15 protein-coding genes and 3 pseudogenes are annotated in these 18292 nt (G+C 56.8%); 1 reads left to right on the forward strand and 17 read right to left on the reverse strand.

All coding sequences use genetic code 11. The annotated features are described in order from the left end of the window. Positions 1–136: 136 nt before the first annotated feature. A complete protein-coding gene (locus ACR3ES_RS24230; RefSeq protein WP_170437437.1) occupies positions 137–1522 on the reverse strand; it encodes an IS1182 family transposase in 1386 nt (461 codons plus the stop codon). 151 nt (positions 1523–1673) lie between these two features. After that, positions 1674–2810: pseudogene (locus ACR3ES_RS24235) on the reverse strand (IS1182 family transposase); the annotation flags it as partial. Positions 2811–2872: 62 nt separating this feature from the next. Here ACR3ES_RS24235 and ACR3ES_RS24240 point away from each other — a divergent pair. After that, positions 2873–4002, forward strand: a protein-coding gene (locus ACR3ES_RS24240) for an IS3 family transposase (protein ID WP_480424262.1) whose coding sequence is annotated in 2 segments (ribosomal slippage) — positions 2873–3116 and positions 3116–4002 — 1131 coding nt in all. Because the reading frame shifts where the segments join, the coding sequence is not laid out codon by codon here. Positions 4003–4023: 21 nt separating this feature from the next. On the opposite strand, the pseudogene ACR3ES_RS24245 reads toward ACR3ES_RS24240, so the two are convergent. The 15 genes and pseudogenes from ACR3ES_RS24245 to ACR3ES_RS24315 all read right to left on the reverse strand — a co-directional run. Further along, positions 4024–5217: pseudogene (locus tag ACR3ES_RS24245) on the reverse strand (IS1182 family transposase); the annotation flags it as partial. An 81-nt stretch (positions 5218–5298) separates the two neighbouring features. Further along, positions 5299–7470 carry a DEAD/DEAH box helicase gene (locus ACR3ES_RS24250; RefSeq protein WP_170437439.1) on the reverse strand — a complete coding sequence of 724 codons (2172 nt, stop codon included), beginning with the start codon at positions 7468–7470 and terminating at the stop codon, positions 5299–5301. A gap of 5 nt (positions 7471–7475) precedes the next feature. Continuing rightward, positions 7476–8783, reverse strand: a complete 1308-nt coding sequence (locus tag ACR3ES_RS24255; protein WP_170437441.1) for an ATP-binding protein — start codon at positions 8781–8783, stop codon at positions 7476–7478. Beyond that, entirely contained in the window at positions 8761–11304 is a 2544-nt protein-coding gene (locus ACR3ES_RS24260) for a TerB N-terminal domain-containing protein (protein ID WP_480425631.1), read from the reverse strand. Before ACR3ES_RS24260 ends, ACR3ES_RS24255 begins: the two co-directional genes overlap by 23 nt. 116 nt (positions 11305–11420) lie before the next feature. After that, a complete protein-coding gene (locus ACR3ES_RS24265) occupies positions 11421–12752 on the reverse strand; it encodes a Fic family protein (RefSeq protein ID WP_480425629.1) in 1332 nt (443 codons plus the stop codon). Between the two features lie 280 nt (positions 12753–13032). Beyond that, positions 13033–13248 (reverse strand): annotated as a pseudogene (locus tag ACR3ES_RS24270) (hypothetical protein); the annotation flags it as partial. A 253-nt stretch (positions 13249–13501) separates the two neighbouring features. Beyond that, positions 13502–13789: a hypothetical protein gene (locus ACR3ES_RS24275; RefSeq protein WP_170437460.1), complete on the reverse strand. Its 288-nt coding sequence runs from the start codon at positions 13787–13789 to the stop codon at positions 13502–13504. 230 nt (positions 13790–14019) lie between these two features. Beyond that, on the reverse strand, positions 14020–14439 hold the full coding sequence (locus ACR3ES_RS24280; RefSeq protein WP_170437462.1) for a GIY-YIG nuclease family protein: 420 nt from the start codon (positions 14437–14439) through the stop codon (positions 14020–14022). A 557-nt stretch (positions 14440–14996) separates the two neighbouring features. Then, positions 14997–15419: a growth inhibitor PemK gene (locus ACR3ES_RS24285; protein WP_170437465.1), complete on the reverse strand. Its 423-nt coding sequence runs from the start codon at positions 15417–15419 to the stop codon at positions 14997–14999. A gap of 3 nt (positions 15420–15422) precedes the next feature. Further along, positions 15423–15803: a hypothetical protein gene (locus ACR3ES_RS24290; RefSeq protein ID WP_170437466.1), complete on the reverse strand. Its 381-nt coding sequence runs from the start codon at positions 15801–15803 to the stop codon at positions 15423–15425. Then, on the reverse strand, positions 15800–16129 hold the full coding sequence (locus tag ACR3ES_RS24295) for a DUF736 family protein (RefSeq protein WP_170437469.1): 330 nt from the start codon (positions 16127–16129) through the stop codon (positions 15800–15802). Before ACR3ES_RS24295 ends, ACR3ES_RS24290 begins: the two co-directional genes overlap by 4 nt. Before the next feature lie 106 nt (positions 16130–16235). Continuing rightward, positions 16236–16625, reverse strand: a complete 390-nt coding sequence (locus ACR3ES_RS24300) for a hypothetical protein (protein ID WP_170437471.1) — start codon at positions 16623–16625, stop codon at positions 16236–16238. Between the two features lie 223 nt (positions 16626–16848). Continuing rightward, positions 16849–17043, reverse strand: a complete 195-nt coding sequence (locus ACR3ES_RS24305) for a hypothetical protein (protein ID WP_170437473.1) — start codon at positions 17041–17043, stop codon at positions 16849–16851. 95 nt (positions 17044–17138) lie between these two features. Then, positions 17139–17465 (reverse strand): DUF2958 domain-containing protein, encoded by a 327-nt coding sequence (locus ACR3ES_RS24310; protein ID WP_170437475.1) that lies wholly within the window; start codon positions 17463–17465, stop codon positions 17139–17141. Between the two features lie 141 nt (positions 17466–17606). After that, a complete protein-coding gene (locus tag ACR3ES_RS24315; protein WP_170437477.1) occupies positions 17607–18203 on the reverse strand; it encodes a type 1 glutamine amidotransferase family protein in 597 nt (198 codons plus the stop codon). Positions 18204–18292 lie beyond the last annotated feature (89 nt).

The following is an 18292-nucleotide window of genomic DNA, read 5'->3' on the forward strand; positions in this document are numbered from 1 at the left end:
AACGTCCGCTATTCCGGGTTGCAAATGGAAATGCTGCACTTGCGGCGAATTTCTGCTTTCCGCCGATTCTGTGGAAAAACAACGTGTTGCGGACGCAGAAAGTGGTGTGCTGAACCGAGCGCGAGTGCCTTTCTGATCAGGCTTTACGTGTTTGCTGCGGTGCGGGAAAGATCTTGGCCAGTTTGCGGAGGTTCTGGGCGGTGGCGGCGAGGAGGAATTCGTCGTTTGCGCCGCATGGGCCACGTAATCGGAGCCGACCCAGGCCGAGAATGCGTTTGAGGTGGGCGAAGAGCATTTCCACCTTCTTTCTGAGCTTCATTGAGATGTCGTACTGGCGGGTCTTGGCAATGTCTCGAGCCACCTGGCGGGCGTCTTCTGTTTCTTCGCGGCTGATCTTGCGGGCATCCGCGTTGGGGCAGCACTTGGTTTTCGATGGGCAGACCTGACAGACCTCTTTCAGAGCGCGATAGCGAGCGGTGCCCTTGCCCGTCGGACCGCGGTTGGGGTCTGAGTAGTTGCGGCGGAACTGCTTGAGGGCGTGACCTTCGGGACAGATGTATTGGTCATTCTCAGCATCCCATTCGAAGTCGGCGCGGGTCCAGGTGCCGTCATTGCGACCGGACTTGTCGAACACCGGGATATGCGGCGCAATCTTGCGATCAACCAGCCAGCCCAGAAGTGGGCCGGTGCCATAGGCGGTGTCCGCGATTAGTCTCTCCGGATGCAGATCGAACCGTTCCTTTACTCGGTTCAACATGGTCTTGGTCGATCCGACCTCAGCCTGACGGATTGATCTGGTGGCTTCGACGTCGATGATAACTCCGTGATCTGTATCGATCAGGTAGTTGTCGGAATAGCTAAAGAATGCAGGGCCTTTGCGGGCTGCGGTCCATTGGCTCGCCGGATCGGAATGCGATGTGAACTTGGGCTGAACCTCGCTGGCAGCGCCGAACGCAGCCTCGTCCAGCGTGTCGAGATACTCGCGGACGGCGCGGGGCGCGTCGGTCGGATCAACGGTTGAGGCGTCCCACTCTTCCTTCGGCGTTGAGTTCTGCTTGTTGGCATCGGCTTCGATCAAGCTTGCATCGATGGCCATACGCTGACCGCTGACGAGGCCTTCCTCAATGCTGTGTGCCACGGTCATCTCGAACAGGTAGCGCAGCAGTTCGCTTTCGCGGAACCGCCCATGCCGGTTCTTCGAGAATGTGGAATGATCCGGCACACGGTCGTTCAGATCGAGCCGACAGAACCACCGATAGGCTAGGTTCAGATGAACCTCTTCACAAAGCCGCCGCTCGGACCGGATCCCGAAGCAGTAGCCCACGAGTAGCATTCGGATAAGCAACTCGGGGTCAACCGAGGGGCGTCCAGTATGGCTGTAGAACTCCGCCAGATGCGACCGGATGCTGCCAAGATCGACGAACCGATCAATCGAGCGCAGCAGGTGATCTTGCGGGACATGATCTTCCAGCGAGAACTCGTAGAACAACGCCGCCTGCGCTTCCTGCCTCGGTCCCATCATCGCCAATTCCTCCCTACAGGACGAATTGAATCAGCGACTTACCACTCAATCAACCAAGAGTTTTTCAACGAAATACGCCGATTCTGTGGAAAAACAACGTGTTGCGGACGCAGAAAGTGGTGTGCTGAACCGAGCGCGAGTGCCTTTCTGATCAGGCTTTACGTGTTTGCTGCGGTGCGGGAAAGATCTTGGCCAGTTTGCGGAGGTTCTGGGCGGTGGCGGCGAGGAGGAATTCGTCGTTTGCGCCGCATGGGCCACGTAATCGGAGCCGACCCAGGCCGAGAATGCGTTTGAGGTGGGCGAAGAGCATTTCCACCTTCTTTCTGAGCTTCATTGAGATGTCGTACTGGCGGGTCTTGGCAATGTCTCGAGCCACCTGGCGGGCGTCTTCTGTTTCTTCGCGGCTGATCTTGCGGGCATCCGCGTTGGGGCAGCACTTGGTTTTCGATGGGCAGACCTGACAGACCTCTTTCAGAGCGCGATAGCGAGCGGTGCCCTTGCCCGTCGGACCGCGGTTGGGGTCTGAGTAGTTGCGGCGGAACTGCTTGAGGGCGTGACCTTCGGGACAGATGTATTGGTCATTCTCAGCATCCCATTCGAAGTCGGCGCGGGTCCAGGTGCCGTCATTGCGACCGGACTTGTCGAACACCGGGATATGCGGCGCAATCTTGCGATCAACCAGCCAGCCCAGAAGTGGGCCGGTGCCATAGGCGGTGTCCGCGATTAGTCTCTCCGGATGCAGATCGAACCGTTCCTTTACTCGGTTCAACATGGTCTTGGTCGATCCGACCTCAGCCTGACGGATTGATCTGGTGGCTTCGACGTCGATGATAACTCCGTGATCTGTATCGATCAGGTAGTTGTCGGAATAGCTAAAGAATGCAGGGCCTTTGCGGGCTGCGGTCCATTGGCTCGCCGGATCGGAATGCGATGTGAACTTGGGCTGAACCTCGCTGGCAGCGCCGAACGCAGCCTCGTCCAGCGTGTCGAGATACTCGCGGACGGCGCGGGGCGCGTCGGTCGGATCAACGGTTGAGGCGTCCCACTCTTCCTTCGGCGTTGAGTTCTGCTTGTTGGCATCGGCTTCGATCAAGCTTGCATCGATGGCCATACGCTGACCGCTGACGAGGCCTTCCTCAATGCTGTGTGCCACGGTCATCTCGAACAGGTAGCGCAGCAGTTCGCTTTCGCGGAACCGCCCATGCCGGTTCTTCGAGAATGTGGAATGATCCGGCACACGGTCGTTCAGATCGAGCCGACAGAACCACCGATAGGCTAGGTTCAGATTGGACCTGTCACGGTTTGATGCCGCTCCTTTGATAGCATCTACTGCAGCAAAGGAGACTGACTATGGGACTGAAACGGACGGCCGAATTCCGGCAAGATGCGGTGCGTATCGCATTGACCAGTGGGCTAACACGCAAGCAGGTGGCTGATGATCTAGGTGTCGGGATGTCCACGCTGAACAAATGGATCACAGCGCACCGAGATACAGACGTGGTTTCCAAAGAGGATTTGAGCCTCGCTCAAGAGAATGAGCGACTTCGACGGGAGATCCGGCTCCTCAAGGAGGAGAGGGAAATCCTAAAAAAGGCCACCCAGTTCTTCGCGGGCCTAAAGCAATGAGATTTAGGTTTATCGAAGAACACAGAGCCAGCTTTCCAGCCAACCGGTTATGCGATGTCGTCGGTGTCAGCGCACGCGGTCTGCGTGCCTTCCGCAGCCGCCCTGCCAGTCGCAGACAGCGGTCTGATCTGGTCACGCTGGCGCATATCAAAGAACAGTCACGCCTCAGTTTGGGCAGCTATGGCAGGCCGCGCATGACTGAAGAGTTGAAGGAAATTGGTTTGGCTGTGGGGCATCGTCGCGTTGGTCGCCTGATGCGCCAGAACGGCATATCCGTGTTGAGAACACGCAAGCACAAGGTCACGACAGACAGCGATCACAAGTTCAATATCGCGCCCAACCTACTGGATCGGGACTTCACAGCGGATCAGCCGAACAAGACATGGGCTGGTGACATCAGCTATGTCTGGACCCGTGAAGGCTGGCTTTATCTCGCCGTCATTCTGGACTTGCATTCCCGCCGTGTGATTGGCTGGGCTGTTAGCAATCGGATGAAGCGAGACCTGGCCATCAGGGCGCTGAGAATGGCTATCGCCTTCAGATCACCACCGAAGGACTGCATCCACCACACGGATCGTGGCAGCCAATACTGTTCCCACGATTATCAGAAGATCCTGCGCCAACATGACTTCAAAGTGTCGATGAGCGGCAAAGGCAATTGCTATGATAACGCCGCCGTCGAGACCTTCTTCAAAACGATCAAAGCTGAGCTGATCTGGCGGCGGTCATGGCAAACCCGACGGCAGGCTGAAGCGGCCATCTTCGAATACATCAACGGCTTCTACAATCCGCGCCGCCGACACTCAGCACTGGGCTGGAAAAGTCCCGTCGCCTTCGAACGGAAAGTGGTTTAAACGAGCACTTGGAGCGGCACAAAAACGCGACAGGTCCACAATGTCTCGAGCCACCTGGCGGGCGTCTTCTGTTTCTTCGCGGCTGATCTTGCGGGCATCCGCGTTGGGGCAGCACTTGGTTTTCGATGGGCAGACCTGACAGACCTCTTTCAGAGCGCGATAGCGAGCGGTGCCCTTGCCCGTCGGACCGCGGTTGGGGTCTGAGTAGTTGCGGCGGAACTGCTTGAGGGCGTGACCTTCGGGACAGATGTATTGGTCATTCTCAGCATCCCATTCGAAGTCGGCGCGGGTCCAGGTGCCGTCATTGCGACCGGACTTGTCGAACACCGGGATATGCGGCGCAATCTTGCGATCAACCAGCCAGCCCAGAAGTGGGCCGGTGCCATAGGCGGTGTCCGCGATTAGTCTCTCCGGATGCAGATCGAACCGTTCCTTTACTCGGTTCAACATGGTCTTGGTCGATCCGACCTCAGCCTGACGGATTGATCTGGTGGCTTCGACGTCGATGATAACTCCGTGATCTGTATCGATCAGGTAGTTGTCGGAATAGCTAAAGAATGCAGGGCCTTTGCGGGCTGCGGTCCATTGGCTCGCCGGATCGGAATGCGATGTGAACTTGGGCTGAACCTCGCTGGCAGCGCCGAACGCAGCCTCGTCCAGCGTGTCGAGATACTCGCGGACGGCGCGGGGCGCGTCGGTCGGATCAACGGTTGAGGCGTCCCACTCTTCCTTCGGCGTTGAGTTCTGCTTGTTGGCATCGGCTTCGATCAAGCTTGCATCGATGGCCATACGCTGACCGCTGACGAGGCCTTCCTCAATGCTGTGTGCCACGGTCATCTCGAACAGGTAGCGCAGCAGTTCGCTTTCGCGGAACCGCCCATGCCGGTTCTTCGAGAATGTGGAATGATCCGGCACACGGTCGTTCAGATCGAGCCGACAGAACCACCGATAGGCTAGGTTCAGATGAACCTCTTCACAAAGCCGCCGCTCGGACCGGATCCCGAAGCAGTAGCCCACGAGTAGCATTCGGATAAGCAACTCGGGGTCAACCGAGGGGCGTCCAGTATGGCTGTAGAACTCCGCCAGATGCGACCGGATGCTGCCAAGATCGACGAACCGATCAATCGAGCGCAGCAGGTGATCTTGCGGGACATGATCTTCCAGCGAGAACTCGTAGAACAACGCCGCCTGCGCTTCCTGCCTCGGTCCCATCATCGCCAATTCCTCCCTACAGGACGAATTGAATCAGCGACTTACCACTCAATCAACCAAGAGTTTTTCAACGAAATACGCCCCTTATGGCTTAGCAATCCGATCGATCATGCTAGGCAGATGATCAGGTGCTAGTTTTGAAGAAACGGCATCTAGTTGTATAAGTGACATCGAAAGGTAAGTGTGAAACTTCTCCGTAGCTAGGTTTCCCGCATCGCCGAACAGGTCTAGAGGTTCGCCGGATGCCATTTCAGATAGCACTGATTGAAGGTCGGGTGTTTCATCGCCGGCCTCCACCAACAAAAACCCGTCATGCTGCTCAACCGAGAAGCCTACGCTCCTGAGTGCGAGCATGAGAGTTGACGTCTTCACTGTCCCAACCCGCGTTGCGATGATCGATGTATGCTCTCCGAGAACGTGGATATTCTCGGTCCGAAATCCGAGTTCGTCATAATGTGCACGCGCTTCTTCCAACATCTTCAGAGAAGCCGCGTCCATGTAAGCCGGAAGAGCGCTCCCTTCGAGTATCGCGAACACTCGATCAATTACTTTGTCATGAATGTCACCCGGATCACCGCCAAAGACAGGTGGCACACCGGCTTTCGCTGGTTTGACTACAATCACCTTTTCGCGGTCATGGATTTCTTGAACAACCCAACGCCGCCCGGAGAAGATAAGTAACATCCCCGGGGCAAGGACATTGTCGATCGGCAGAGTGCCGAGATCCCGCCCGTCTGCAACCAAACGGAATTCCTCAGGAGTTTGAAAAACCGCGTAGAAGCTGTAGTGCTCGACCAGCTTTTCGCCTGTCGGGCCCAAGAGTAACAGCCCGCTCCCGGACTGTTCGATCAAACCGTTTTCAGGATGACCGATCGCACGTAACACATCGGCAAAGACATCAGTTGTGACCTTCCGAAAGGGGCCTTCGCGGCAGAGCAAATTGTAGACCACGCTTGCAGATGCCCCGCCGCGCTGCGCAATGACCGACAGTATCTGATGGACGAGCGTCGAGAGATGAAGCGCCTGCGGTTTTGGCGGTTCACACCAACCTTCCAGCAGCAAATCTATCATCGCGATGGACCTGATCAGGCCGAGGCGAAGGCGATCCACGAAACTGCTCTCCGGCGTCAACTTGGCTTCGACAGCGTACTGCCTGAGAATGGCCGCTTGTCCTTCACGCCGGCCTGACCGGCCAAGCCGTTGTCGCAAAGCAGCGACGCTGAATGGCGCACCGATTTGAGCCACGCAGGTCACGTCACCGATGTCGATTCCAAGCTCGAGCGTCGACGTGCATACAGCGGTAGTCGGTTTCGCGGGATCCTTGAGCCGCCGCTCCACGAAGTCACGGTGTTCGCGGGAGAGGCTCGCGTGGTGGGGATAGAATTCCTGTGGCAGGTGCTCCCGTTCGCAAAGCTCCCGCAACCGATCTGCGTAAATCTCGACCCGTTGACGCGCCCCGGCGAAGACCAGGTTGTCACTGCCTCGAAGGTGTTTGAAAAGATGCGCTGCTATAGCGTCCGTTGCGGATGGGTTGTTTTCATCTTCATCGCCTGAGAGGTAGCCGCGAAGCTGAAGCCTCAATTCAACCTCGCCGCCATCTGCTTCGATCAGCTGGACAGAGCTTGCTGCGTCAGGGCGAAGATAGGCCTTGGCGAGGTCCATGTCGCCTAGCGTAGCTGACAGACCTATCCGACGGATTGGGCGCTTTATCGCGAGCTCGAGCCTTGTGAGCAGCGAACGAAGCTGGACACCGCGTTCGCTATCCAGAACCGTGTGCAGTTCGTCGATCACGACTGCCCGCGTGGCCCCAAACAGGCGGGCAACTTCCAAACCGCGACGAATGAAAAGCGCCTCAAGGGACTCAGGGGTTATCAGCAGGATCCCTTTTGGAGATTTCAACGCGCGCGTCTTGATGGATTGCGAGACATCCCCGTGCCAGGGAACAACCGGAAGCTCTGCTTCCTGGCAGATGCCCTCCAGCCGCATAGCCTGGTCCGTGATCAAGGCTTTCAGCGGACCGATGTAGAGCAGGTCGAAGCCCGTGCCGCCCGACGGCGCGTCAAGCACCTGTGAAATCAACGGCAAGAACGCCGCCTCGGTCTTTCCGCCCGCCGTGGACGCCGCAACGATCAAATCGGCATTGGTTTCGCAGATCGTCCGGATCGATCGCGCCTGGATATCGCGAAGTTCGCGCCATCCTTTCTGGCGTATCCATTTCTGCACAGGCCTCGCCAGTTTGTCGAACGCACTGCTCATCGGCGTCAGAGCTTGAACTTGATCAGATCACCGTCACCGGGGTCTTGGGCACCAGTCGACTCGTCTACCTCGGTCATGTCTTCGCCGAGGTCTTCGGAGACCTCGATCTTCTCGATCAGATCGCTCCACTCGACACCGGGGTTTTGCTCGAGCACGGAAAGCAGGTTCACGAATGCGGTCACAGTATTGCGCGGGGTGCGGAAGTAAGCTTCACCGATCCGGTCCGAGCAATGCGCCATGAAGGCCTCAAGTGCGGCGTCGGGCAGAGCACCGGCATCGTCCTGCATGATCCGCCGGACATTGGCCAGAAGAACGAAGAGGTCTTCAGGGGTCAGACTGGCCAGCCGGACAACGGGTCCTGAAAGGTCGACCAATCCGTCTCGCGCGAAGGTGTTCTCAGCCAGACGCGACTGTAGGGCTTCGTAACTGTATAGCCCTCGACGGGTGTTCATCAGAAACTCTGGGGTCCCGCCCATGAGAAATCCGAGGTTCTCGGCACTACCTTGCAGCACATCATTCAGAATCCGGAGGATCTGTTCGTAGTTTGCATTGCGCGCCTGCGACGAGGTGAGCTTGTAGAGATTCACCAACTCGTCGAGGCCGACCAGCAATCCTTTGTAGCCGGCCTCGCACACGAATGCCGACATCAGCTTCAGATGGTCATAGACACTGGCGTCGTCGATGATCGTTCGCACACCAAGCGCCTTGCGTGCGTCGGTGCGTGTCGCGAATTCACCGCGCAGCCACCTCAGGGCCGCGGATTTCAATTCGTCGTCGCCGGTCTCATGGCCTTCCCAATATCGACGGATGACTTCAGCGAACTCAAATCCCCCGGTAAGTTCTTCGAAGTGGCCAAGGCGTTCACGGATGACAGACCCGGTTGGCAAATCCCGTTCTTCAGCGTCTCGGTGAGCCTGGCTGACAAAACGCTCCACCACGCTGGCCAATGCCCCACCATCGGGCTTTGTCCGCGTCGAGAGGTTTCGGGCCATCTCGGCATACAGCCCCCGAGCTTGTCCGCCGGTCGCGTGAATGCGCCGATCTGGCGCCAGATCGGCGAACATCACGACCAGGCCTTTCTCCAGAGCCACAAGGCGGATCAGGTTCATGAAGAACGTCTTGCCCGATCCGTATTCCCCGATGATGAACCGGATCGCCGATCCGCCATCGGATATCCGGTCCATGTCTTTGACGAGCTCTTCAATCTCCCGGACGCGGCCAACCTGAATATGGCGCAAACCGAGCTTGGGCACGACCCCAGCCCGGAGCGCCTGTACGATTGCATCGCGTTCACGTGGTTTCAACTTCGACATCCCTGCCCTCCGCACTCATCTTTTCTTTTACCGTCTCCGCAATCTCCGGAGACACATCATATCCATCATACTCGTCGAGAAGCGCTTCATCGTAGGTCTCAAAAGCCCATTCATTCACGACTTCCAAAGCCCCAGACGCCATCAAGCCGTGCGAGGCGCAGATCGTCTCGAACTCGGTTTCAGACCAATGCTCCCGAGTTACCAATTCGAGGACAAGGCCGCCGTGTCTCGGGTCCAGCCCTGCCAACTGACTTTGATTGGCAGGCCCGGAGGCAACGTTTTCGTCTTCTTCGATATCGAAGATCTGGCCCAGGACAGACGACACGCGCTCGGTGTCTGAACGGATTGCTGCGATCCGCGACGCGTCGAGCATGGGTCCGCTGGCTTCTTCAAGTTCGGGTATCGCTTCGCCCGGGCGACCCGGTTGCGATGCACGAACAGTGCGAGGAACATCCGCAACTTCACCAGCATGCAGGTCCGAGTAGGCCAGCGCAGGATCAAGGCCCAAAGCCTTGTAGACTTTTTCGATGCTCGCGACTTCGTCGGAGTGAATAATGCCATCGGCATGTGCTGCACCAACAAGCGCTGCCCGAATAGCGGCCTGACTGTCTTGGCCCACATCCTTCAATTTGCGCCGCAGAAGCGTCATGTCCGGCGGCACAGCCAGGAACCATTCAAGGTTTGCGCGCAGCCTGCGGAGTTCCTGATCGCTGAGGGCCGCGGCGGAAACCTGACCTTCCAGCGCCCTGCGTTCTGGCTCCGCGATGCGACCATCCGCATGGGCGACGAACGATCCAAGCGCCAATTCCATCAAGGCGCTTCGATAGCTGTCGGAAACTTCCTCCAGTCTTTCGATGGGTTCACCCAGGCTAAACAGCACAACGGGCTCTTCCGCCTTGGGTGATCGGAGTGCAAACCGAGGGTCAGGCGCGAGACCAAAACCGAGGCGCGCGAGCGCGTCGGCCGCTCCTGTCATCTGCCGTTTCCCGATCTTCTCGTTCGTTTCTCCCTCCAGGCGTCCGATCACCTCCTTAAGCGGCACCAACCCCCCTCGATCGACGATATCGCTTGCCCAGGATTTCAAGCGGTCCATTTCCTCGGATGGGAAGGCCTCCCAAAGTTCAGTGGGCATCAAGGCATGCGCTTCAACGCTTCCGCGGCCATCAGGATTTCGGCCCAGGAAGCGACTGAGCTTGTCGAGATCGTTCATTACCTCATCAGCCAGCTCCTGGGCAATCTCGATCGGTTTGCGCAGGCCGGAGATATCCGGGACAGGCTTGCCATCCACGGTTGGGTTGGCGGACCCCTGAAACTCGCTGGAAGCGGCCCGATAGGACGCCGTGAGCTTCTTCCTAGGCTTGGTAACTTTTAGTCCGTCCGGAAATCGTTCATCAAATCGCATGCGGAAGAGGGCGATGAACTCGTCACGGCACCGCGTCGCGGGAGTTCTAAGATTGCCTTCGGGATGGCAGATGAACCAACTCAGCAACCAGTCCGCTGTCAGGTGCTCGCCTTTGTCGATCCGAGCTCCAATTGCGTATTTGAGTGAGAACGGAAGTTCCCAGCCCTGCTTCTCGAAAATCGGCTCGATAGCGTCGAGGTCGGTTTCAGCAAGCATCGCAATGTCGAGGAACTCACCCAAATAGCGCCTGACGGAGTGGTTGTCAGGGTAAAGCGACTGGAGCCGACGAACTTCTCGGACGATATCCTTGGCGTCTTCGTTTGACTGATCGACGAAGAAGCGACGCTCCAACCCATAGAAATACAGGAACATGTAGCCGGGGTTATAGGAGGCATCGGTTCGCCCGCTGGCCAGCCAGTCGAGGTAGGTCGCCCGGCACTGAGGTGAAATATCCGAGTATCCAGGCCAATACGGCATGCCATCGCCAGCCTTGTCCGTGCCTGAGCGTGCGACCGAAAGGGACGGATCGATATAGGCTCGGCATTTGTCGCGATACCCGTAAGAGTTCAGCAAGGGAGGCATACCGACATAGACCATCCCGCCGATGTTGCGGCCGGCCACGCTGGCAGTTTCGGTAGACGGGACCCATCCACTCTTCTTTGTTCGGGACAACCTGCTCGATGCAACTCGTCCAGATTTTTTTCTTTCAGCGGCTGCCGCAAGAGCGGGCGCAGCAGACTTTCCAGCGCGAACGATCTCGGCGTAGTCCTGCTTCGGTGGGGAATAGGCTTTATTCGCAGCCGATGCTTTGGAAACATTGGCTTCGCGAGTTCGTCCGCGCTCACGCTCGATACGTTTGTCATAGGCACTTGGTCGGACGTTCGGCTCAGATCGGGATGTTCGGTTTTCGGAACTTCCCTTGGCTTGCGCTTGTGCAGCGACTTTCCGCGATCTCCGTTTTTCCTGCCACCACACGAGAATGACAGGAACACCGAACGCAAACAGCATCTGGCCGCCGTCCGGCCAATCCTGAAGCATTGTGGTCACCACGACCACGCACAAAAAGAAATACAGGACGAGAAAGAATGTAATTCGGAAAAAATTGAATATTGAAGACATTAACAGAACCCTCTCCGCACTACACTATTTTGGATGCCCATCATTGCAACGACTATCGCAGTGATTGAATGCGCTATTGATGCATTGAAGTTCCTCGGTCCAGTTTGATCGACGATCTAGCGTAGGTTCACTCCTTCCAGATCATCTGGTTTCAGCCGATAGCGGATTACGTTGCCTTCATGGAGCCCTGCGATCTGCTCACGGACGTATGCGACGACATCCGCTCGATCAGCATCGGGCACGCCAGCAGCCAAAGCCATCTCATTGACCGCATCGTTTCGGAACTCCTTGAATTCGAGAACACAGCGCCGGACGGCTGAGCGAACAAACTCCCGATAGGCCAATGCCGCTTTTTCCGGGCTCTCCACCTCAGCGCGGAGAATTCGGTACTTTTCGGCGGAAGCCAGATACGCGTCTATGTAGACATCGCGCAGCAACGAGACGTTGTTCAGTTCGTAGACCCCAATGAGCCCGTCGATGTAATCGCTGTCCTCCATCGTCGTGAACGACATCGGCGCAAGATCCGATTTCAGAAGTGGGATGTTCGAGGCCACGCGTGAAGTCCGCTTGTTGACGTCGGCAAAAGCCTGGAGATACGGGATGTGCACCAAGAGGAAGAAGGATTGCTCGAACGGATCGGTGATCTGCGCAGCCTTGTGCAGCAGGATGTCGAATTCCTCTGCGATCGTGACCGCATCATCGAGCGGTCGATAGCTCGAGTGCGAGATCCCGACCGGCATCGCACGTAACCGGCCCGACATCGCCGGGTCCGCCAAAAGACCGTCTGAGAGCAGCGCATGGATCGCGAACAAATCCGGACGCCGAAGCCCGATCTCATCGAGATTGTCGACGACATACTGGATGGCTTCCTTATGGTTGAGGATCATCAGGGCTTCTTTTCGATCCTTTCCCGCAGCTTCTTCGCCAAACCTGATCAATCGCTCAGTCTGCAGAATGTCGTAGGTGTTCCCCTCCATTCTGGACGACGCCCAACTGAGATCGACCAGAAGCTGTTCAAGGATCCGACGCGCGTATGTTCCGGCTGGAATTGCGCCTCCCTGCGGGCGACCGGCCTCCAACAGTCTTTTGCGGTCTGGTGCAGACAGGTACGAGGTCTTTTCCGGGACGTATGCGTCGAGAAACTCCGGTCGATAAGAAACCGGCGCTCGCCTGTTATATGGCGTCGACAAGTGGGCCCGGACGACCTCGCCCCCGGCAATCCTGTATCCCGTCGCCCTGCCCTTGCCAGATACCTCGAGGCGACCCTCCTCCACCATGCGCTTCAAGAGGCGCCATACGGTGGTTTCGCTCACATCCCTTGCAACGCCCTTCCGGATGGCATCGCGTCCGGCACCCGGGTTCTCGCCGACAAATTCGAGAACGTCTTGATCCGACAAGGCCATGAAACGATATTCCGCAAGCTTGAAACGATTAGAATATTGATACACCTACATTTTTCCTCAACGCAAGTTTTCGTTTCACGGATTTTGAAACGATTCTTGGGTCAGGAAGCAAAAGCCGCCTTCGTGAAATGGCCGAAACGATTATCACATTGAAATTAATAATATTTCTGTCGCGCCACATGAATCGTTGCGCGGCGAATGAAACGATAAGCAGAACGGCCGAATGTGCGTCAGGCATCGACAACGGAAACCGACAAGATTCGAAACCATATGAGGAAAACAGTGCTCTCACGGAGCCTTTGCACCCTACAACACCGGCAACAGACTAGCCGAAAGCGACTTGTGGTCCTTCACCTGCAACACCCGCATCCACCAGCTGCTCACGATCCGGCAAGTCTTGGAGCGACTCCAAATCGAACGCGATCAGGAACTTCTCGGTCGTCACATAGGTATACGGTGCCCCGCGCCAGAGCCCCCCTGCCCGACCGGCATATCGCTGTTCCGGACGGTGTTGCGGCTTCGGGCTCATTGGAGCTGTCCCTGTACCCTAATTAACCAGATTCTGCGGATTCAGAGCATTTTCAGGCAAACTTGTATCCTTAATTGCAATATGCCCACAGGCTACGCTGCAGCCTGACACTCAACGCCTGTTTCTTATTAGAAAGCCATATCCGTAAGCGCACGATCAGGAGAGAACAGAGTTTTCCACAGGTTCGACCGTCTGGCAATTAAGGGGGCAGTATTGCAATTAAAGGTACAGTACGGAAATTAGGGGTACAAATCATCATTGATATTTAAGGATGAATTCCGGACGAATTCTGATAAACTAGGGTACAGTGACAGCCGCGCTCGTCGGATTCAAGGAACACAATCGTTTCGCTCATGGCTGCCCGTTCGGTTTCAAGGACGGACAAGAGAGCGGCAACGCCCTTGCCATCTGGTCTGCGAAACGCCTTTTCGATGGCGTGATCGGTATCTTGCCTTGACGATAATGTGCGGACCATCAGTTTGAGATACTCGCTCGTCCAGTAGGCTTCGCCTTTGGCGTCCGGTCGCTCGACGACACGAAGCGCATAATCCATCACGTGACGCGGTCGACGATCCGGATTGTCCTAGGTGACTGGAACCTTCCACCCCTTGAACTCGGTGCGGTGGCCATTTTCGGTAGCACTGAATCCCGCCGTCGGCTCTCCGATCACCGTTCCAAGTCCGAAGATGCTGTTGTGATCGACCCGGTCGCTCCATTCGAATGGACACGGCGGTGTTTCACTGTTCGTCGCAGATCTCCAAGGAGAGCACCCAGGCCCCGATGCTAGGTATTGAGAACAGGATTGTACTGCGTAATCAACCGACGCTCGGCTTCGATATAGTTGACCCGCGCGGCATACACGGGCGGTGTATGAACGAGCAGATATTGGGCGCCGAGGTTTATTGCTTCGGTCTTGCGTTCATGGTTCGCGAGCCGTTCCGAAAGGTTCTGCGCCCTGCCGATATAGACGGGCACGTAGTTTCCGTTCTCCAGCTTGCAGAACATATAAACCGCATTGGTTTTTGCCGGCTGCGCATGGATGCCGAAGATCTCGAACTGGTAGCTCGTGTCGACGCCATCGAAACCTCTAACCGCCCCCGCCGTTGCGGGGGTGTGCTGACGGGCAGGCTGAGACCAGATGCCGGGACAAGGACGGCATAGCCGCCAGCTTGCTGGGCGCAAAAGTTTTGCAGCCAGAGACATGCGGGGCGATGGTCGGATCTGAAGGCATAGAATCCGAGCGCAGCATGGTGACGCCCTGCCCTAAGGGTCTTCGGGGTCAAGGACCGCGCTGAGCGCGGTTTATTTATCCTTGATGCTGAAGAGCGTCAGTGTCTGGAGCGGGCAACCGGTCCACCCAGACTGAGATCGAGTACAGCTTCTGCAAGAGTTTTGTGATCCTTGGCGCGGCATCTGGGCTCTGCCAGAACGGCAGCACACCCCCGCGGAAAGTCACCGCGAGACGAGGACCAGGTGGCTGGAGCTTATTAGGAGCCTCCTGACCACAACGTGCACCTGGTTCTCGGCCCCCTGTGCTGCGCCAGTGGCGCAGGGGTTAACAGCCGAGCCATTTTGTCTGGCCCTGCCCCGAAGATCCGGTGGCGTGCTTTGACCGCGGCATAGAAAAACACACGCGCCGGGCCGTAAGACGGCCGCCCGAGCGGCAGCGGGGGTCCGTGTGGTTTCCGGCCTCCTTTGGCCGGGGATCACAGGGACACCAAAGAGACCCGTGTTGCCTGATTGGTGTCAGAGCATTTGATCTAGTCTCTCGTGATGGATCGCCGGCCAGCGCAAACCTTTATGGCGTTGACGATGCGTACAAAAGTCGCTTTCGACATAACGCCATATTCGAAATGCCCGCCGGGGGCCGATGGAACAAGATCGTAACCCGGCCAGTCAAATGCGTTGATGTCTCGCAAGTTGACCCAATGGTCCCCTGAATCCAGACCCATTTGACGGCATTCGGCTGGTGTCAGCTTCAACTTATAGCCTTCCTCTCCTGTAAGAGGCGGCGAATGGCTTATGGCAACAAGGCTGACACGCGTTTGAAGACCTTCCGCAATCGCGAGTATGATTGCGGCAGGGTGAGGTTTTGAGGCGTTTTCCAATCCTGCATCAGCTTGCTCACGGAACAGGAAGTCATACCCGATGACCAAGCCGGGCCGAGGTTTGGGTAGGCTCATCTATTATTCGGGCTCTTCGTAGTTCTCAACAGCTTGATCCAGGGCCTCAAAGAACTTGTCATCAGCGTCTTCAAGGCGCTTGAGTTCCCGGCTGCGGCGTCTGAGCAGCTCGAGCTCCTGAACGACTGCCGGTGATATGAACGCACCGACCACACGGTTATGGCTGTTTACCTTGATCATGCCGTGTTCCCGCACATCTTCCTTCATTTGGGGGAAGTTGCGCGCAAATTTTGTGGCTTGTACTTCGACATCGCTCATCGCGTGACCTCTATAAAAAGCGCAAATTACACGTTTTACACAATATATGGATTGCAGCTGTTTTTGTCCAGTGCCAACCGCGCAAACCAGCGCGCCAAGTGACGCGCTGATCTGCAGATTGTTCACGCGGCCGCCGGCATGAGGGGGATGATGCGAAATTCACCGTCTTCGGTTTCCTCGTCCTTTACGGCATTGGCGCGTACGATCCCCTGCTGCAGGTTCAGCGCCAGCGAGAAGTAGTCATTGCCAGCACGGCTGGTCGACGCCCACGCCGAGCCGATGCGGATTGGTCGGTTCTTCGGCGTACGGGCTTCGATGATGTAGTCCGGGTGGCCGTCTTTGCGCTTGTGTTCGTTGGGCAACATTGTGAACGGGAAGTCGAAGCTCATCGAAGCGATTTCGCCTGCGAATGCGTTGTCTGCGTCCATGCGGGTGAGTTTTCCGTCGATCATTGTCGTATCTCCAAATTGATGGGTTAGGGTTTGGCCGGTCGGCCGGATTCGCTTTCGTGCCCCCTGCTGGGGACACAAAAACAAGAAGCTTTCTCACTCCTTTCGATCACGCGGCTTGTGCCGTGTCGACGTCTGGGGTCGTAGTCTCGCCTGCCAAGAGGCGCTTCAACTCTGAGATCCTGCCCAGGTCGAGCAGCGCGTGGATCTGTTCCGGATCTGCCTCTACACGTTCACGCACAAGGCGCAGCTGCTTGCGGCTGTAGCGTTCGAGCGGTACGATCAGCAGATAGCCATCGCCCTTCTGGCCTGAGGACCAGGAGCGGACCATGCCAGCCTCCGTTGGATTCTTTCGATAAAGGTGGTTCGCGAAGTAAATGCCCTTGGGCTTTGGCTGGCAGCTCCAGAAGTTCGTGCTGCCTTTGACATAGTAGACCTGCAGGTCGCGCCAGCGGTTGCCTTCGAGATTCTTGCTGTGAACGGTTGTATCTGTTGCCATCGCTTGTCCTCATCTGGTTGTGGATCCCGGATTGGGATCACACGAGAATAAAGCCCCCTACTCCTTTCGAAGCGGGGATCTGGAAATAACGAAGCTTGTTCGCTCAGGCAGGTGTGGTCAGGCCCGAACCTGATTGCCGCCTTCGTCAAACGCCTCGCGTAGATCCGCAAGCGGATGATTGTCAAAATCGTCTACGCGTCTGTCGGCTTTGTCGATAGTGTCATCAAGGTGGTCCCCTGCCCCGCAGCGGTTCCAGCTCATAAGACCAGGGATCACGGTTGCCGCCGGGCACCGGCCAGTACCGGCAGGCGATGTCGTCGCCAAAGCCATCCACAGCGAAATGCACCTCGGTGCTGCCGTTCGGTTGGGGAACAAATTTCAGCCACTCGTGGTTCATCAGTTCATTTGTCGAGGTCATCGCCTTGGTCCTTTGCTTATTCCGTTGATCGAACTCACAAAGGGAAAAGCCCGCTCTTCCTCGGAAACAGCGGGCTTCAGGTTCAGGGACTTGTGTTAGGCGGCGATGTAGCCGGCCTTTCGGGCCTCTTCGGCATACGCACTAAGTGTTTTTTGCGCCGACCAATGAAGATCCCGCTCAATGCCCAGGCCCAACACCGGATGCCGCCATCCTTTGATTTCCGATATTGAGATTGATCCAAGTTCGGGACAGCCGAGATCTGCAAGCCCAAACGCAATATCCGGCTCTCGGGGATCCAGTTCCGTCAACAGCCATGTGCCGAAGCCATAGGGATTGAACAGTTTGACCACGGGTTCGAAGTCGATTTCATCATCAGTGCCCCGAACTGCAGCTTGCATCTTGCCGTTGGTCAGTAGTTGCATCGTGTTTTGCCTTTTTCTTGCTCGATCCGCCAAATCGGGATCGCTCAAATCAAAAGCCTGCTTTTACTTTTGGACGTGCTGACCGACTGGATCACTATGGCACCAAGCACCTACGAACGTGCTCGATCCGAGCGCGCGGGTTCAATCCCAGAATTCCGCAAACTCAGGAAAGGGAGGATGTGTTGGCGCGGCGGGCTCGAACAGCACGTAGTCCGTATCGAGATCTGCCAGAATGGTTCTCAACGCTTCAGGACAGAACTGACTGTCCTTATAGCCACGCCAGAGCAATACACCGGTTGAACCACTGAAGCCCGACTCCCATTCTTCGCTGTCAATCAGATTACCAATAACCTGGAGATCTTCAGGGGGCAGATGCACGGTGGACATCTCTGTGAATTCACGAACACCCTGCGAACGCTGCTTGACTGTGAGCCGCCAGGCCGGGTTCACGACCGGGAAACGTGAGGCTTTCTCTTCGACGTAGGTCAGTTCGATTGCACCAGTGTCAACCTTTGCCCGAAACCCCGAGATTGCGTCGCCCAGCGTCACCGGCTCGGTAACCGTCGCTGTGCAACTCTCAACGCGTCGACCGGAGCGCAAATGCGAGATCGCGTATCCACCTTCTATTGCGTGGGCAACAAACGCAAACGCGCAGGCCTCCTGAAATACCAAGAACGCATGCCCATCTGTGGGTTCGGTTTTGCCATCCATCATCGATCTGTTGAACGTAATCTGCATTTTCTCTCCAGTTGCTTTGACCACCTGTCGGGTCAGACAGCAAAAAAGCCCCCTTCTCCGCTCGGAGTGGGGGCATAGTTCTGAGATCG

This window comes from Ruegeria sp. B1, assembly GCF_056535885.1.

Coding starts and splice junctions, on each gene's coding strand:
- ACR3ES_RS24260 (WP_480425631.1), bottom strand. CDS start 11,304: ATGTCTTCAATATTCAATTTTTTCCGAATTACATTCTTTCTCGTCCTG.
- ACR3ES_RS24295 (WP_170437469.1), bottom strand. CDS start 16,129: ATGATCGACGGAAAACTCACCCGCATGGACGCAGACAACGCATTCGCA.
- ACR3ES_RS24230 (WP_170437437.1), bottom strand. CDS start 1,522: ATGATGGGACCGAGGCAGGAAGCGCAGGCGGCGTTGTTCTACGAGTTC.
- ACR3ES_RS24280 (WP_170437462.1), bottom strand. CDS start 14,439: ATGTCTCTGGCTGCAAAACTTTTGCGCCCAGCAAGCTGGCGGCTATGC.
- ACR3ES_RS24250 (WP_170437439.1), bottom strand. CDS start 7,470: ATGAGCAGTGCGTTCGACAAACTGGCGAGGCCTGTGCAGAAATGGATA.
- ACR3ES_RS24285 (WP_170437465.1), bottom strand. CDS start 15,419: ATGAGCCTACCCAAACCTCGGCCCGGCTTGGTCATCGGGTATGACTTC.
- ACR3ES_RS24310 (WP_170437475.1), bottom strand. CDS start 17,465: ATGCAACTACTGACCAACGGCAAGATGCAAGCTGCAGTTCGGGGCACT.
- ACR3ES_RS24300 (WP_170437471.1), bottom strand. CDS start 16,625: ATGGCAACAGATACAACCGTTCACAGCAAGAATCTCGAAGGCAACCGC.
- ACR3ES_RS24305 (WP_170437473.1), bottom strand. CDS start 17,043: ATGACCTCGACAAATGAACTGATGAACCACGAGTGGCTGAAATTTGTT.
- ACR3ES_RS24315 (WP_170437477.1), bottom strand. CDS start 18,203: ATGCAGATTACGTTCAACAGATCGATGATGGATGGCAAAACCGAACCC.
- ACR3ES_RS24255 (WP_170437441.1), bottom strand. CDS start 8,783: ATGTCGAAGTTGAAACCACGTGAACGCGATGCAATCGTACAGGCGCTC.
- ACR3ES_RS24275 (WP_170437460.1), bottom strand. CDS start 13,789: ATGGATTATGCGCTTCGTGTCGTCGAGCGACCGGACGCCAAAGGCGAA.